This is a genomic window from Streptomyces umbrinus, from assembly GCF_030817415.1.
Taxonomy (GTDB): domain Bacteria; phylum Actinomycetota; class Actinomycetes; order Streptomycetales; family Streptomycetaceae; genus Streptomyces; species Streptomyces umbrinus_A.
In genome coordinates this window covers 10,683,210-10,698,721 of sequence record NZ_JAUSZI010000002.1, presented here as the reverse complement: position 1 = coordinate 10,698,721, position 15,512 = coordinate 10,683,210, and the positions used below count along the sequence as shown (strand labels likewise).

At 70.2% G+C, this 15,512-nt stretch carries 14 protein-coding genes; 9 read left to right on the top strand and 5 right to left on the bottom strand.

Translation table 11 applies throughout. From position 1 onward, the window contains the following. The first annotated feature begins 370 nt into the window (after positions 1-370). Positions 371-1,891, top strand: coding sequence for a glycoside hydrolase family 3 protein (locus QF035_RS47415; RefSeq protein WP_307528399.1), 1,521 nt, complete (start codon positions 371-373; stop codon positions 1,889-1,891). A gap of 126 nt (positions 1,892-2,017) precedes the next feature. Here QF035_RS47415 and QF035_RS47410 read toward each other — a convergent pair whose 3' ends face one another. Continuing rightward, the gene (locus QF035_RS47410) at positions 2,018-3,211 is read right to left on the bottom strand and encodes an epoxide hydrolase family protein (protein WP_307528398.1); all 1,194 of its coding nucleotides are present in this window, start codon (positions 3,209-3,211) and stop codon (positions 2,018-2,020) included. A gap of 60 nt (positions 3,212-3,271) precedes the next feature. Continuing rightward, a complete protein-coding gene (locus tag QF035_RS47405) occupies positions 3,272-3,703 on the bottom strand; it encodes a helix-turn-helix domain-containing protein (RefSeq protein WP_307528397.1) in 432 nt (143 codons plus the stop codon). An 85-nt stretch (positions 3,704-3,788) separates the two neighbouring features. Between QF035_RS47405 and QF035_RS47400 the strand changes: the two genes are divergently transcribed. Then, positions 3,789-4,661: a class I SAM-dependent methyltransferase gene (locus QF035_RS47400; protein ID WP_307528395.1), complete on the top strand. Its 873-nt coding sequence runs from the start codon at positions 3,789-3,791 to the stop codon at positions 4,659-4,661. Positions 4,662-4,688: 27 nt separating this feature from the next. Here QF035_RS47400 and QF035_RS47395 read toward each other — a convergent pair whose 3' ends face one another. Next, a complete protein-coding gene (locus QF035_RS47395; RefSeq protein WP_307528392.1) occupies positions 4,689-5,603 on the bottom strand; it encodes an expansin EXLX1 family cellulose-binding protein in 915 nt (304 codons plus the stop codon). A gap of 401 nt (positions 5,604-6,004) precedes the next feature. Between QF035_RS47395 and QF035_RS47390 the strand changes: the two genes are divergently transcribed. Next, complete coding sequence (locus QF035_RS47390) at positions 6,005-7,105, top strand: M23 family metallopeptidase (protein ID WP_373467024.1); 1,101 nt, start codon at positions 6,005-6,007, stop codon at positions 7,103-7,105. A gap of 52 nt (positions 7,106-7,157) precedes the next feature. On the opposite strand, the gene QF035_RS47385 is transcribed toward QF035_RS47390, so the two are convergent. Continuing rightward, complete coding sequence (locus QF035_RS47385; protein ID WP_307528389.1) at positions 7,158-7,943, bottom strand: carbonic anhydrase; 786 nt, start codon at positions 7,941-7,943, stop codon at positions 7,158-7,160. Positions 7,944-8,311: 368 nt separating this feature from the next. On the opposite strand from QF035_RS47385, the gene QF035_RS47380 reads away from it, so the two are divergent. The 6 genes from QF035_RS47380 to QF035_RS47355 all read left to right on the top strand — a co-directional run bounded on the left by QF035_RS47380 (position 8,312) and on the right by QF035_RS47355 (position 14,635). Then, the gene (locus tag QF035_RS47380; RefSeq protein ID WP_307528387.1) at positions 8,312-9,400 is read left to right on the top strand and encodes a substrate-binding domain-containing protein; all 1,089 of its coding nucleotides are present in this window, start codon (positions 8,312-8,314) and stop codon (positions 9,398-9,400) included. Positions 9,401-9,545: 145 nt separating this feature from the next. After that, positions 9,546-10,634 (top strand): mandelate racemase/muconate lactonizing enzyme family protein, encoded by a 1,089-nt coding sequence (locus QF035_RS47375; RefSeq protein WP_307528386.1) that lies wholly within the window; start codon positions 9,546-9,548, stop codon positions 10,632-10,634. Next, entirely contained in the window at positions 10,631-11,695 is a 1,065-nt protein-coding gene (locus QF035_RS47370; RefSeq protein WP_307528384.1) for an ABC transporter permease, read from the top strand. Before QF035_RS47375 ends, QF035_RS47370 begins: the two co-directional genes overlap by 4 nt. Beyond that, on the top strand, positions 11,692-12,765 hold the full coding sequence (locus QF035_RS47365) for an ABC transporter permease (protein WP_307528381.1): 1,074 nt from the start codon (positions 11,692-11,694) through the stop codon (positions 12,763-12,765). Before QF035_RS47370 ends, QF035_RS47365 begins: the two co-directional genes overlap by 4 nt. Further along, on the top strand, positions 12,762-14,315 hold the full coding sequence (locus QF035_RS47360; protein ID WP_307528379.1) for a sugar ABC transporter ATP-binding protein: 1,554 nt from the start codon (positions 12,762-12,764) through the stop codon (positions 14,313-14,315). The genes QF035_RS47365 and QF035_RS47360 overlap by 4 nt, the downstream gene beginning before the upstream one ends. Then, complete coding sequence (locus QF035_RS47355; RefSeq protein WP_307528377.1) at positions 14,312-14,635, top strand: L-rhamnose mutarotase; 324 nt, start codon at positions 14,312-14,314, stop codon at positions 14,633-14,635. Before QF035_RS47360 ends, QF035_RS47355 begins: the two co-directional genes overlap by 4 nt. Positions 14,636-14,730: 95 nt before the next feature. Here QF035_RS47355 and QF035_RS47350 read toward each other — a convergent pair whose 3' ends face one another. Then, positions 14,731-15,468, bottom strand: a complete 738-nt coding sequence (locus QF035_RS47350) for a GntR family transcriptional regulator (RefSeq protein ID WP_307528376.1) — start codon at positions 15,466-15,468, stop codon at positions 14,731-14,733. Positions 15,469-15,512: the final 44 nt, after the last annotated feature.

The following is a 15,512-nucleotide window of genomic DNA, read 5'->3' as shown; positions in this document are numbered from 1 at the left end:
AGCGCACGTCGCACGGCATGAGGAGGGACGGCCGGCCTGCAGGGTCACTGCATCGGGTGCCGCGCCAGCCCCCCTCGAACTCGCGTGCCACTAACCTGGACTAGACCAACCGTCGTGTCAAACATGGTCGTTGACTGCGCGTCGCACCCAAATCACCTGCCCCGAAGACCGATTGAGAGCACCCACGAGGCGGACCACCTGGCACAACAGCCCCAGGACACCACCTACGCGGCGACCCAACACACCTCTTGACACAAGCGGTTAGCCTGAGCGGAGACTCATTGGTCTGTACCAAGCCGTGTCGTGGTGTCGATGCGTCGTCATCGGCGGCACCGACGCGCGGGACCTACCCGAAAGGCGAACGCACTCGATGGTCTCCAGCAAGCACAGCAAGGAGTTGCGGCGGCTGGCGCTCTCCGTCCTGCAGCCGGGGTTCGTGGGCACCGAGGCACCGGACTGGGTTCTGCGCGAGATCGGCGACGGGCTCGCATCCGTCGTGCTCTTCTCCCGCAACATCGTCTCACTGGACCAGGTCGCCCGACTGACCGCGCAACTGCGCGCGGAAAACCCCGAGTTGATCATCGCCATCGACGAGGAGGCCGGCGACGTCACCAGGATCGAGTCCGCGACCGGCTCCACCCGGCCGGGCAACTTCGCCCTCGGAACCGTCGACGACACCGAGCTCACCGAGTCCGTCGCCGCCGGCCTCGGCCGCCAACTGCGCGCCATCGGCGTGAGTCTCGACTACGCGCCCAGCGCGGACGTCAACTCCAACCCCGACAACCCGATCATCGGGGTCAGGTCCTTCGGCGTCGACCCGAAGGTGGTGTCCCGGCACACCGCCGCATGGATCCGGGGACTCCAGTCGGCCGGCGTCGCCGCCTGCGCCAAGCACTTCCCCGGCCACGGCGACGTCGCCGTCGACTCCCACCACGGCCTGCCCACGTACGGTGCCGACCGCGACGAGATCGCAGCCCAGGCCCTGCCACCGTTCCGGGCCGCCCTGGACGCGGGTGTTCGCGCGGTGATGAGCGGCCACCTCCTGGTCCCCGCGTACGATCGCGACCTGCCCGCCACGCTCAGCCCGCGCATCCTGGGCGACCTGCTCCGCGGGGAGCTCGGGTTCGAGGGGATGACGGTCACCGACGCCATCGAGATGGGTGCCGTCGCCGACCTCTACGGGATCGACGGCGCCACGGTGAAAGCGGTCGCCGCCGGTGCCGACGCGGTCTGTGTCGGCGGCGAGAACGCCGAGGAGGCCACCGTCGGCCTCCTCGCCGGCGCCCTCGCCGACGCCGTGGCCTCCGGTGACCTCACCCGGGAGCGGCTGGAGGAAGCAGCCGGGCGGGTACGGGCGTTCGCCGACTGGTCGGCCGGCCTGGTCAAGGCCGACACCGTCGACGCGATCAGCAACGACATCGGCTTCACGGCCGCCCGTCGCGCCATCCGGCTGGCCGGAGCGGCACGGGACGCCCTGCCCCTGTCCGCCGCGCCGCACGTGGTGGAGTTCGTGGCCACCACCAACCTGGCCATCGGCAAGGAGACCCCCTGGGGTGTCGCCGCCCCGCTGAGCGAACGGCTGCCCGGCACGACCACAGTCCGGGTGCGGCACCAGGAGTTGGACTCACACCCCGCCGCCATGAGCGCCCTGAAGACCTGCGCGCTGGAACCGGCCGCCGGGCGCCCCCTCGTCGTTGTCGTCAGGGACGCCTCCCGGCACGAGTGGATGGCCCGCGCCCTCGCGGACCTCATCGCGGCGCGTCCCGACGCGATCGTCGTGGAGATGGGTCTGCCGAGTGCCGCTGTTCCGGGGGCGGTTCAGATCTTCACGCATGGCGCCACCGCTGCTTCCGGGGTGGCCGCCGCGGAGGTGCTGGCGGGGGCGCGGTAGGTCGTTGGGCGGGGCTGGTGGGCCGTGGGGCCTGGTAGTAGGCCGTGGCTTCTCGGGAGGCCACGGCCTGTCCGCGTACGGGGGCAGGCCGGTGTGCCGGCGTGCGCTTTGCGGCGGCACACGCCCTCAGCCCGATGCGGCTGCCGCTGCCGTCGCCGCTGCCCGGAACGGGCGGAAGAACGCGCGCACCTCTTCCGCGTACGACTCGGGTTCCTCGAACGGTGCGAAGTGCCCGCCGCGCGGGGGTTCGGTCACGCGTACGGCGTTCGTGGTGCGTTCGAGCCAGGCCCGCGGTGGGCGCACGATGTCGCCGCGGAAGAGTGAGAAGCCGGACGGTACCTCGACCCGGCGGGCGAGTTGCGCGGGCGGGATCGCGCCGTTCGCGTTGTACATGCGCATCGACGAACCGATCGTCCCCGTAAGCCAGTAGAGCGTGACGTTCGTGAGGATCTCGTCCTTGGTGAACGCCCGCTCGATGTCACCGTCGCAGTCGCTCCACGCCCGGAGCTTCTCGACGATCCACGCGGCGAGCCCGGCCGGCGAGTCGGTGAGCCCGACGGCGGCGGTCTGGGGCTTCGTGCGGTGCATGGCGGCGTAGGCGCCTTCGATCGCGCTCCAGGCAGCGACGCCCTCGATCCAGGCGCGTTCCTCGGGCGCGAGGTCCGCCGGGTCTCCGGTGTATACGGGCAGGCCGCCGTCCATACGGTGGACGGCCGCGACCCGGTCGGGGTGGTCCAGCGCGAGGTAGCGGCTCACATGGCTGCCGATGTCCCCGCCCGCCGCACCGAACCGCTCGTAGCCGAGGACACCCATGAGCTCGGCCCACAGTCCGGCGACGGCGATGGAGTCGAGCGGCGGGCCCGTGGGACGGTCGGAGTACCCGAAGCCCGGCGCGTCGGGAACAACCACGTCGAACGCGTCGGCAGGGTCGCCGCCGTGCGCGCCGGGATCGGTGAGGAGCGGGACGACCTTCGTATAGCGCCAGAACGAGTCCGGCCAACCATGGCTGAGGACGAGCGGCAGGACGGGCCCGGTCGGCGCGACTGCCCGGGCGTGTACGAAGTGGATGCCCAGGCCGCCGAGCGGGACGCGGAAGCGGGGCAGTCGGGCGAGCGCCGCCTCCTGCGCGGGCCAGTCGAACCCGTCCGCCCAGTAGGCGGTCAGCTCGCGGAGGTAGGCGATGTCGGTGCCGAGCGACCACCCGGCGTCCTCGGGCGCATCCGGCCAGCGCGTCGCGCGCAGCCGCGTACGGAGGTCTTCCAGCACCGCGGGATCGGTGTGTGGTGTGAACGGCTCGGGGCGGGGCGAAGCGTCCGACATGGGACGCACCCTACAAGCCGCGCCCCGGCGTGTTCGCGCTGCCTACGCTGGGTACCGGGGTCACGGTGGCCCCGGAGCCCGTTTCCTCGGGACTCCGACGACGCCGGAGACGGCGGCCTTGAGAATGCGGCGGAAGGTGGGGCACTCCATATGGCTCGGCGCGGGACAGGCGGCGGCGTGCCGCAGGGAATCGCGCAGGACGCCGAGTTCGCGGATCGTCCTGTCCAGCTCCTCCGCCTTGTCCGTGAGCATCTGCCGGTCGATGCGTGGCTGCCCGTCGGGCGCGATCATGAGCGCGATCTCGTGGAGCGAGAACCCGGCGGTCCGCCCCAACGCGATCAGCGCCAGGCGCTCCAGTACGCCGGGATCGTACTGACGGCGCAGGCCCCGCCGGCCGGTCGGGGCGATGAGCCCCTTCTCCTCGTAGAACCGCAGCGTCGAGGCGGGAACCCCGGCGCGGTGCGCCACCTCGGAGATGTCCAGGTCTGTCATTCTCTTGACCTCAAGTCGACTTGAAGTAGCACGCTCTCACCGAGGCCCGTTGAAGGCAAGCAGAGGACAGGCAGAGGAGACGGACATGGACGCCACGCACAGGACCGATGACGAGCAGGCGGCACGCTGGAACGGGCCCGCCGCCAGTGCCTGGGTCGAGGCGCAGGCACTGGTGAACGGCGTGCTCAAGCCCTTTGAGGACCTCCTCGTCGAAGCGATGTCCGCCGATCAGGAAGGCCATGTGCTCGGCGAGGGAGGCCGTGTGCTCGACGTCGGCTGCGGCACCGGCTCCACCACCCTTGCCGTGGCGCGGCGGCTAGGTGCGGCAGGGCACATCGTCGGCGTCGACGTTTCCGAGCCGATGCTCGCCGCGGCCCGTGCGCTCGCCGAGCAGACGGATACGTCGGCGTCCTTCATCCACGCCGACGCGCAGGAGTACGCGTTCGAGCCCGCCACCTACGACGCGGTCATGTCGCGCTTCGGCGTCATGTTCTTCAAGGACTCCGTCCGGGCCTTCGCGAACCTGCGGCGTGCCGCGAAGGACGGGGCCGCGCTCCGGTTCATCGCGTGGCGCGGCCCGGCGGAGAATCCGTTCATGACGACGGCCGAACGCGCCGCGGCACCGCTCCTCCCGAACCTCCCCGCCCGCCGGCCGGACGAGCCGGGGCAGTTCGCCTTCGCGGACGCGGACAGGGTCCGGCGCATCCTGGCGGAGGCCGGCTGGACCGGGATCGACATCCAGCCGAAGGACGTGACCTGCACGCTCCCCGAGAGCGAGTTGATCCGCTACTTCTCCCGGTTCGGTCCACTCGGCCTGATCCTGGGCGAGGCGGACGAGCAGACCCGCGCGCGGGTCGTCGAAACGGTCCGCGCCGCCTTCGACCCTTTTGTGCATGGCACGGAAGTCCGCTTCACCGCCGCCAGTTGGCTGGTCGGAGCCCGGGCATCGTCCGAGTGAACGGGGTGGTCGGAAGGCCGGCCCGGATCAGTGCCTGGCGAACTGAGCCCCGGTCGACTGCACGGCGTTCGCCGTCAACGCGACCCCGTTGAGCGTGAGTTGCTCTCCGAAGATGTCCGTGACCCTGATCGCCCCGCCGCACCCGGTGCCGTCGTCGGAGATGAAGTAGTTGTATTCGGCGCGAGACAGCTGACGCCAGCCGCTGCCCGCGCGTACTTCGAGCCGGGCCACCGGATTACGGTGACCGATGACCTGGATGCCACACCAGTAGCGGCTGGACCCGGTCTTGTACCGGACCGAGACCGTGCCGGCGGCACTCGGGCTCGCCAGCGTCCAGGTGATCGGGATCTTGCCGGCCGAGGGCTGGGCGAGTTTGGCGAAGGCCTCCGCGCTGAGGTCGATCTGACCGGGTGCGCAGTCCCCCGGGCATTCGTTGGTGATGCGAACCGTGACGGAGGCCCCGTCGGCCGCGCGGACGAGTACGTACGCCCCGCACGCCTTGGCGGTTTCGTAGTCGGTGCTGTTCATCGCCGCGGTCATGACGTCGCCGCTCGCGTCGTACATGCAGGCGCCCGAACCGTCCGCGTCGTAGAACGTGGCGACGCCTCGGTACGTGGCACCCGGCCGTATGCGTCCCGCCAACGGAGCGGCGGCGGACCCGGCTCGCGAGGTGTCCGCGGCCGAGGGCTTCGCCGACGTGGCGGTCGGGCGGGCGGACTCCTTCCGCGGAGTTCTCTTGGCCGACGGCTTCGCCGACGCTCCGGTCGCACTGACGGACGCGGTCGGAGACACGGTCGCGGGCGGGACATCCGCCTGGGTGCCGGCAGCGGGCTTGGCCTCGGCGTCCCCGGTATCGCCCTTGTGGTCGACCAGCAACCCCACGATCAAGGAGGCGACGATGAGCACCCCGGCCACCGCAATGAACAGCCACCGTCTGTGCACCGGACCTCCTTGACTGCCGCGACCTGTTGTCGCGATGTGTTGCCGCGGCGCGGGGCCAGCGATCGTCGCAGACCCGGAAGCACGGCGGCAAGCCTCGCAGAACTGCCCCTTCGGGCAGGCCGATGTGCCTCGATGGCCGGTGACGTGCGGTCGAAGGACCGTTAGCGTCCGAATGTGAGCATGAACATTCCGTCGAGACCACTCCCAGCCTCACTACGTCTGCGCAGCCAGCCCGGCACGTGACCGAGGAGAGGGAAGGCGCGGCAGTCGTCCACAAGGCGGCGGGCACGGCCGAACGAGCAGGTGACGACACCGCGTTCAGTGGGCACCGGACACGTACGGAGTCGGCGGATCATGCCGGGCCGGACGGACCGACGGGTGCCACGGCGCCCGAGGACGTCATCGACGATGAACCACCTCAGCATGAACACCCGTCGACGACACCGACCACGGACGAGAAGCCACGGCCGCGGCGCCGCGGTCCCGGCCCCTTCGCCCTGATCGTGGCGCCCAGTCTGGTGGCGCTGATCGGGGTTTCGGGATACCTGGCTCTGACCGGCGGGCTCTCTCCCGACCAGTCCGAGGGGCCGGATCCGGCACAGACATCCGTCGCCAATGTCGATGCCTCGTACGTCCCTTGGCTGCGCAAGGCGGCCGATGCCTGCACGGTCGTCACTCCCTCACTGCTCGCCGCACAGATCGATCAGCTCTCCGGGTGGAGCAACGACGGCGCGAGCCTGTCTCAGCAGGGGATCGCAGGCTTCACGGACGCCCAATGGCGGACCTGGGGTCGGGACGACAACTCCAACGGCCGTTCCTCGCCGCGCGATACGGAGGACGCCATCATGGCCCTCGGCAGGCAGGACTGCTCCCTCGCCGAGAAGGTCACCGACCTCAGGACCGAGGGAACGGTCAGCGGCAACCTGGTGGACCTCACTCTCGCCGCGTACACGGTCGGGACGGACACCGTGAAGCGGGCGGGCCGCGTGCCCGCCGACGCTCGCACGTTCCTCAAGCAGGTCAAGGCGCGGCTTCCGCGGTACGACGCGCTCGTCCGTCGAACCCCCGAGCAGAACGGCGGCCAGAACGCCAGCGCCGTACTGACCCACCCCGTCAGCACACTCACGGTCACCTCGTCCTTCGGATCGCGTACGCATCCGCTCACCGGGGTCACCAAGCTCCACACGGGAGTGGACTTCGGCGCACCTCAAGGGGCACAGGTCTCCGCCGCGCGTGACGGCCGGATCGAGTTCGCGGGCACGACCTCGGCGTACGGGGTCCGTGTGGTGATCGACCACGGCACGACCGATGGCAAGCGGCTGCAGACGACCTACAGTCACCTGTCGGCCCTCCAGGTCACGGCGGGCCAGACCGTGACCACCGGGTCCCCGATCGGGCTCGTCGGCTCCACCGGCCTGTCCACGGGACCCCACCTGCACTTCGAGGTCCTCCTCGACGGCCAGTACATGGACCCGCTGACCTGGCTGAGCACCGCCCGCTGACCTTCACGCAGGGGGCGACCGCGGCGCGGTCGCCCCCCCGTGTGGACGTCGCTCAGCCGATGCGGTGCACTCGCTGGGTGGTCAGTTCGTAGCGGGCACCGACGATGGCCAGCGCGCCCGAGTCGACCTTGGCGGCGAGGTCGGGCTCCGCCGCGAGGCGTGACCGTATGAGCCGTATGTTGGCGTCGATCGTCGCGTCGATGCGCGCGTCGCCCTCCTTGGTGCGGTCGATGGCCGGGCTGATCTGATCGGCCAAGTACTGAATGTGGGCGGGCAGTTCCTCACCCGACTCGTCCGCCTGGACCGTGGCCTTCACGGCCCCGCACGACTGGTGGCCGAGCACCATGAGCAGCGGGATCCCCAGTTCGAGCACCCCGTACGCGAGGCTGCCGAGCACGGCCTCGTCGAGGACCTGGCCCGCGCTGCGTACGGTCATCAGGTCGCCGAGGCCCTGGTCGAAGACCAGCTCCGGAGGCACCCGGGAGTCGATGCAGCCGAGCAGGAGGGCGAAGGGGTGCTGAGCGGTCGTCAGCGACTGCCGGACGGCGGGAGACTCGTCGGGATGCCGCTCACGGAACGTGCTCCAGCGGCGGTTGCCCGCCGCCAGCTCACGCAGGGCCTCCTCGGCGGTGGTGGGCCGCTTGCGCGCGGGAGCGGTGGGGGGTGCGGCGGCCGCGGGCGCGGCGCCCACGGCCAGGCCGGCGCCGAGGACCGCGGTCCCGGTGAGCGCGGCGCGGAGGAGGGAGCGCCGGGCGGGAGGTGTCGCGCCGGAGAGCGGGGCGACGGAGGCCGTCCGCGACTGGCGGACAGCTCTGTGGGGTGCTGGGTCAGAGATCACGGACGGGAACGTACGTCCGACTCAACACCCCTTCGTACAGCTTGCCGAATCATGGACGAGCATTGATGAACCATGATCAAGTGTTGAACCGCTCTTGGGTACTCCGAGGCACTTCCTTGGCCATGGCTCGGGCGCCGACCTCAGGCACGGCTACTCCAGTTTCCTATATGATTTTGCAGGCACCTCGACCTGCCGGGAAGCGCGAGCACCACGCCCTCCGCGGTCGCCCTGCAGCCAGCCATATCCGCGACTTAGCAGCGTAAACCTCCCCCTTGCGCCACCGGCCCGTGCCGCAAGTCTTGACGCGCCGGCGTTCCTGTCCCACGATCTCGGCATCGATTTCCTATCTGATTCTTCAGGGGTGGGGCATGCTCTTCCCAACCAGATCCGTCCTGCCCGGAGTTGTCGCGGCCGTGGTGCTGGCCTCGGGGACAGCGGCCTGTACCTACAAGAACTCGGGCACCGAGTCCGGTGGTCAGGCCGCGCCGGCCGCACGGACGGGCGGCGCCGAACTCGTGGACGGTTCCGGGACCAAGGTCGCCCTCGTGCCCGGCGGCGCCCACCCGTACTTCCAGCCCTGGAAGGCGGCGGTCACCAGCGCGCGAAAGACCTACGGCCTCGGGGCCGTCACCTTCGACGAGACGGCGGAGTGGGACCAGCAGAAGCAGAACAACCTGCTGTCCACGCTGGCGGCGCGCGGCTACAACTCCTTCGGGGTGTTCGGCGTCTCCCCCACCGACATCAATTCGACCTTCGCGGACCTCAAATCGCAGGGCTTCCCCGTGGCGTCCCTGGGTTCCTGCCCCTCCGGAGACAAGGACGAGGCCGACTTCTGCCTCTCCACCGACGTCGAACTCGCCGCCCACAAGGCCGCGAAGGCGGCGATCGAGGCCATGGGCGGCCGCGGCACTCTGGTCCACCTGACCGGCAACAACGTCGACGCCAATACGCAGTTGAGGATCAAGGGTGTCGCTCAGGCCGTGAAGGAGTCGGGCGGCAAGGTGAAGCTCCTGCAGACCATCACCGACATCGACACGGACCTGCAGACCGCGCAGAAGGCGGTGTCCGACCTGCTGGCGGCCAAGGGCGACAGGATCACGGGCATCGTCGCCACCGCCTACAACCCGGCGGTCGCCGCCGCGGACGCCGTCAGCACGTCCGGATCGAAGGCGAAGGTCATCGCCATCGACGACGACGCCAAGATCCTGGGCGGCATCGAGCAGGGCACTGTCACGGCCACCGTGGTGCAGAACCCGGTCGGTCAGGCCGAGGTCGGAACGTGGGCCCTGGCGCTGCTGCAGACGAAGCAGTGCACCGTGCGCTATCCCGGGGTGGAGGTGGACTCCGGTTCGTTCGTCGTCGACAAGGCGAACGTCTCCGCCTACGACAAGGCGCGGCAGAAGAAGACCGCGCAGCTCAAGACGGAGTTCGCCGACAAGATCCTCTCGTGCGGCTGACCTGTGCGGCTGACCGGCTCCCCCGACAGCAGAACCACGACGGACCCTCGACCGACTCCCGGCTGACCCACCGCCGCCCCGCCCCCGTCCCACGGCCCACCCACGGCCGACCTCGACGGACCACGACAGAAATCGGATTCGCTGGATGAGCATCATCACGACCGCGACCGCCCGGCTGGCCGACATCGCCGTCGAGCAGGACCGTACCGACGCGGTGCAGTCCTTCGTCAAACAGGAGACGGTCCTGGTCGACCTGGAGACGGCGGAATGCGTCGCGGGAACCGGCTACACCTACACGATCGGCACCGGCGGCACGTCCGTACTGGCGCTGCTGCGCGACCATCTGCTGCCCGCCCTCGTCGGACAGGACGCCCGCAACATCGAGGCGCTGTGGCAGCGGTTGTTCGCCCTGACCCGGGCGACCACCACGGGAGCCATCACCTCGCTCGCCCTCGCCGCCGTGGACACCGCCCTGTGGGACGTGCGGTGCAAGCGTGCGGGCGAGCCGCTGTGGCGGCTGGCCGGCGGACACCGCCGACAAGTGCCGGTCTACGACACCGAGGGCGGCTGGCTCCATCTGAGCGCCGAGGAGTTGGTGAAGGGCGCCCTGCGGGCCCAGGAAGCGGGGTGGGCGGGCGTCAAGATCAAGGTGGGCCGTCCGCATCCCGCCGAGGACGCGGAACGGCTGCGCGCGGTACGCGAGGCCGTGGGCCCCTCACTGCACATCATGACCGACGCCAACCAGTCCCAGACGGCGTCCTCCGTCCTCCGGCTGGCGGCCGCGCTGGAGCCGTACGACCCGTACTGGCTGGAGGAGCCGCTGCCCGCGGACGACATCAGCGGTCACGCCCGTCTCGCGGGCGCGACGCGGATTCCCGTCGCCGTCGGGGAGTCCATGTACTCGCTCATGCAGTTCCGCAGCTATCTGGAGGCCGGCGCCGCCTCCGTCGTGCAGGTCGACGCCGCCCGGATCGGCGGCATCACACCATGGCTGAAGGTCGCCCACCTGGCGGAAAGTCACAACGTCATGGTCTGCCCGCACTTCCTGATGGAACTGCATGTCAGCCTCGCCGCCGCGGTGCCCAACGGCCAATACGTCGAGTACATACCGCAGTTGCGCGCCGTGACCCGGACCGAGTTGTCCATCCGCGACGGCATGGCCGTGGCCCCGGACGTACCGGGCATCGGCATCGACTGGGACCTGGACGCCCTCGACGACCGGAGGGTGGCGTGACGACCTCCATCAGCCCGCCGGACACCGTCCCGGAGGAGAAGGCGACAGGTCACCGCATGCCGTTCTGGGTCAACCAGCGGCTCGGCCTGCTGGTGCTGGTCATCGGCCTCAGTGTCCTCTTCGGTGTGCTGCGGCCGGCGTTCCTCGACCAGCGCCTGGTGCTCTTTCCGCTGCTGCGGGACGTCGCCACGCTGACCGTTGTGGCGCTCGCGCAGATGGTCGCCCTGTCGGTGGGGCACATGAATCTCGCGGTCGGGCGGATGGCGGCCTTCGGGGCCATGTTCGCGGGCCTCGGGTACGACCGGCTCGGACTGCCGATGCCTGTCGGGCTGTTGCTGTGCCTGGCCGCCGGTGCCGCCATCGGCGCCGTCACCGGCTGGCTGATCGCCCGTACCGGCGTGAGTTCCTTCGTCGTCACGCTGGCGATGGACTTCGCCCTGCTGGGTCTGGTGTCCCTGCTGTACTCGGCACTCACCGAGGACGCCGCGTTCACCACCCGGCCGTCCCGAATCGACGAACTGCGGTCCTACTCGCTCGCCGACATCTGCGCAGGGCCCATCTGCGGCTCGCCCGCCATACCGCAGATCGCACAGTTCACCGTGCTCGCCATGCTCGGCCTCGGTTTCCTGTACGGGTGCACGCGCATCGGCAGGGAACTGCTGCTCACCGGTGCCAACCCGGCTGCCGCTGAGCTGTCCGGCATTCCCACCGGGCGCCGTGTCCTGCTCGCGCACACGCTCTCCGGGCTGCTCGCCGCGCTCGCCGGATTCATGGCCGCCGCCGGCACGGGAACGTTCCGCGCCTCCATCGGCAACGACTTCATGCTGCCCTCCTTCCTGGGTGCGGTGCTCGGGGGCACCCTGCTCACCGGCGGGGTGGTATCCGTACTGGGCACGCTGCTCGGCACCGCCCTGGTCGGCGTGATCCGCAAGGGCCTCGACCTGCTCGGCGTCGGCCTGGAAAGCCTGAACATCCACCTCGGCTGCGTCCTCCTGCTGGCCCTGTCGGCCGACCGGATCCGCACCGTGGTGTCCTGTCGCAAGGTGGTGCGCTCGACATGAACCGCTTGAACGCGTTGCGCGATCGGGGGAGTTGGGGCGGCGCGTCGCTGCGCCGGTTCTCCCGTTCCACGACGGCGATGCTGCTGTGCGTGGTCGTGGCGGGATACGTGGCCCTGGGTGTGGCCTCGTCGGGCGCCTTCTTCGAGGGCCCCTCGGTGCGTGTCTTCCTCCAGTACCTGGCCACCCCCATCCTCATCGGCCTGGCCCAGATGGTGGCACTGTGCGTGGGGCAGCTCAATCTCGCCGTCGGCGCCCTGGGCGGCTTCACCGCCTGTCTGACGGGCGTCCTCATGGCCGACCACGGCGTGCCCGCCGCGGTCGCCGTGATCGTGGGCCTGCTCACTGCGACGGCCATCGGTCTGGCGACCGGCCTCGCCATCGTGGCCACCCAGATCAACGGATTCATCGTCACCCTCGCCACGATGACGATCCTCCTGGGAGCGCAGTACCGGCTCACCGGCACCCGTACCGTCGACGGCTACTCCCCCACGCTGCGCGACCTCGGCACCGCGGCGCCGCTGAACATCCCCCTCGTCTTCGTCACCGCGCTCGTCGCGGCGGCCCTGCTGGCCGCCTTCATGTACCGCACGGTCGCGGGCCGGCGGCTCCTCGCCGCGGGCGGCAACCCCCTGGCAGCCCGGCTCTCCGGTATCTCCACCGACCGGCAGATCGTCGTCGCACACACGCTGTCCGGGCTGCTGATCGGTGTGGCCGCCGTGACGGCCACCGCCTCGCTGCCCGGCGTCAACCGCAGCGTGGGCGGTGACTGGCTGCTGCCGAGCTTCGCCGCGCCCATCATCGGGGGTGTGGCACTCACCGGCGGTTCGATCGCCGTGTTCGGGACCGTCCTTGCGGCCTTCGTGACGCGGCTGATCGATGCCGCGCGAGCGCAGTTCTCGCTGGACCCGAGCTGGGTGAACCTCCTCATCGGCCTGGTCGTCCTGGGTACGGTCGCCGGTGGCCGCCTGCACCAGACCCGGCTGGGGAAGACGGGTGGCACAACAGCCCCACCGGCGGAGGGCGGCAAGCAGCCGCCCGCCGTCCTGCCGCAGCCGGGAGGTGCCCGGTGAGTACGCTCCTTCTCGAATGCCACGACCTGCTCAAGGTCTTCCCGGGTGTGCGGGCGCTGGACGGTGTCGGGCTGCGGCTGACCGCCGGCACCGTGCACGCGCTCCTCGGTGAGAACGGCGCGGGCAAGTCCACTCTGATCAAGGTCCTCACCGGGGTGCACTCCCCCGACGGCGGCCGCCTCACGTGGTGCGGCGAACCGGTGCACCTGCGCTCGCCGTTGGAGGCGACCCGTACCGGCATCGGTGTCGTCCACCAGGAACGCAACCTGATCCCGGGCTTCTCGGTGGCGGAGAACATCACCCTGCAGAAGCCTCCCTCGAACCGCGGGCTGGTCGACCGCGAGGCCATGACCGAACCTGCTCTGGCCTGCCTCGCGGAGCTCGGTGTCGACCTCGATCCGCATCAGCCCGTACGTGAACTGTCCGTCGCACAGCAGCAGCTGGTGGAGACGGCCAAGGCCCTCTACACCGAGAGCCGGGTCCTGCTGCTTGACGAACCCACCGCTTCCCTCTCCTCGCAGGAGACGGAGCGGCTGTTCGAGGTGATCCGGCGGCTGGCCGCCCGCGGCGCCTGTGTCGTCTTCGTCAGCCACAAGCTGGAGGAGGTCTTCGCCGTCTGCGACACCGTCACCGTGCTGCGCGACGGGAAGTCGGTGCTGGAGTCCGCGCCGCTGGCCGACCACACCCACGACGACATCGTCGGCCTCATGGTGGGCCGCGCCCACGCGGCGACCGAGATGCGCCCACGCACGGTCGACCGGTCCGCCGTGCCGACGCTCGCGCTGGACGCGGTCTCCACGGCAGGCGGACACCGTGACGTCAGCCTGGAGGTCCGGCCCGGCGAGATCGTCGGCCTGTACGGACTGGTCGGCGCCGGGCGGAGCGAACTGGTCAAGGCAGTGCTCGGCCTGGACCGCATCACCGGCGGCGAGGTCAGGGTGCACGGCAGGCCGGCCCGGATCACCTCGCCGCGCCAGGCCCTGCACAAGTTCGGCATCGGATACGTCACCGAGAACCGCAAGGAGGAGGGCGTCTTCCTGGAACAGCCCATCGTCCGCAACATCACGGTGACGGTGTGGAAGAGGCTCGCCAGGGCACTCGGGTTCGTCTCGGCACGCGAGGAGCGTGACGTGGCGCAGGACCTCGTCGAGCGGCTCGGCATCCGCATCGCGGGGCTCGGGCAGAACGCCGGTGAACTCTCCGGCGGCAACCAGCAGAAGGTCAGCCTCGCCAAGTGGCTCGCCGCCGACACCCGGCTGCTCGTCATCGACGAGCCGACGGTGGGCGTCGACGTCCGCACCAAGCACGCCTTCCACGAACTGATCTGGGACCTGGCCCGCGACGACCTGCCCATCCTGCTGATCAGCAGCGACCTGGCGGAGATGGTCACCCTCGCCGACCGGATCGTCGTCATGACGAACCACCGCGTCCGCGGCGAGGTCGACAACGACCGGGACTACGACCACATGAGCGGCCGGGTCATCCGCCTGATCCACGACCGCACGGACTCCACCGCCGATGCGGCCGACGCGAAGGCGGTGAGCGGATGAAACGCGTGGCACAGGTCATCGCCGTACGGCCGGAAAAGCTCGACGAATACCGGGAGTTGCACCGCAACGTGCCCCCAGCGGTGCTGGACCGGATCCGGCGCAGTCACATCTCCAACTACTCGATCCATCTGCTGGGCGACCGGCTGTTCGGCTACTTCGAATATCACGGCGCCGATCTCGAGGCGGACCTGGCCGTGATGGCCGAGGACGAAGCCACGCAGCAGTGGTGGAGACTCACCGGCCCCTGCCAGGAGCCGGTGGCGGAAGCGGCCACCGGGGAGTGGTGGGCGACGGCAGAACAGGTGTTCCTCATGGAGTGACGGAGTCAGGCGGCGCGGCGCGTCTACCGGATCTACCGGATCTACCGGATCTACCGGATCTACCGGATCTACCGGATCTACCGGATCTACCGGATCTACCGGATCGAGGACGCGGGGGCGGGCTCGTCGCCTTCGTCGCGCTGGCGTTCCATGCTGCGCGTGAGGTGCTCAGTCATCGCCTCGGCCGCCCGCTCGGGATTGCGGCGCAGCACCGCGCGTACGATCCGCTCGTGCTCCGCGACGGTCGGGCCCCCCGCGCCGACGACGTTGCTGAGCCGGAAGATGTGCAGGTGGGCGTGGAGCCGCTCCACCGCGTCCGCCAGCAGCGGCCGGTGCGCGGCCTGTCCGATCGCCTCGTGGAAGCGCTGGTCGAGAGCGGCGAAGTCGCGGTAGGACGCGTACCGTCCGTTCGGGCTCGGTTGGACCTGCATCTCCTCGACGATCCGTTCCAGGCCGTCGAGTTGCGCCTCGGTGGCGTTCGCGGCAGCCAGAGCGGCCGCCCTGGGTTCCAGCAGCAGGCGCATCTCGAAGAGTTCCTCAAGGCCCTGACTGGTCAGCAACTCCGTGGCCCGATAGCCGGAGAGAGCGCGCTTCACCACCAGGCCGTCGGACTCCAGCCGGGCCAGCGCCTCCCGGACGGGGGTCGGCGAGACCTTGAGCGCTCGCGCCAGCGACTCGATGCCCACGCGTGCGCCGGGGGCGATCTCGTGGTCCATGACCATCGCCTTGATGCGTTCGTAGACACTGTCCGACAGGGCCTGCCGGACGGGCGGCTCACTCCGCTCGTCGCCCTCGTCCGGGACACCGGCCGCGGAAGGGCTGTGCGGCGGCATCCCGGCTCCTCCTCAAGACTCGGCGTATCCCTCACAGTTTAAGC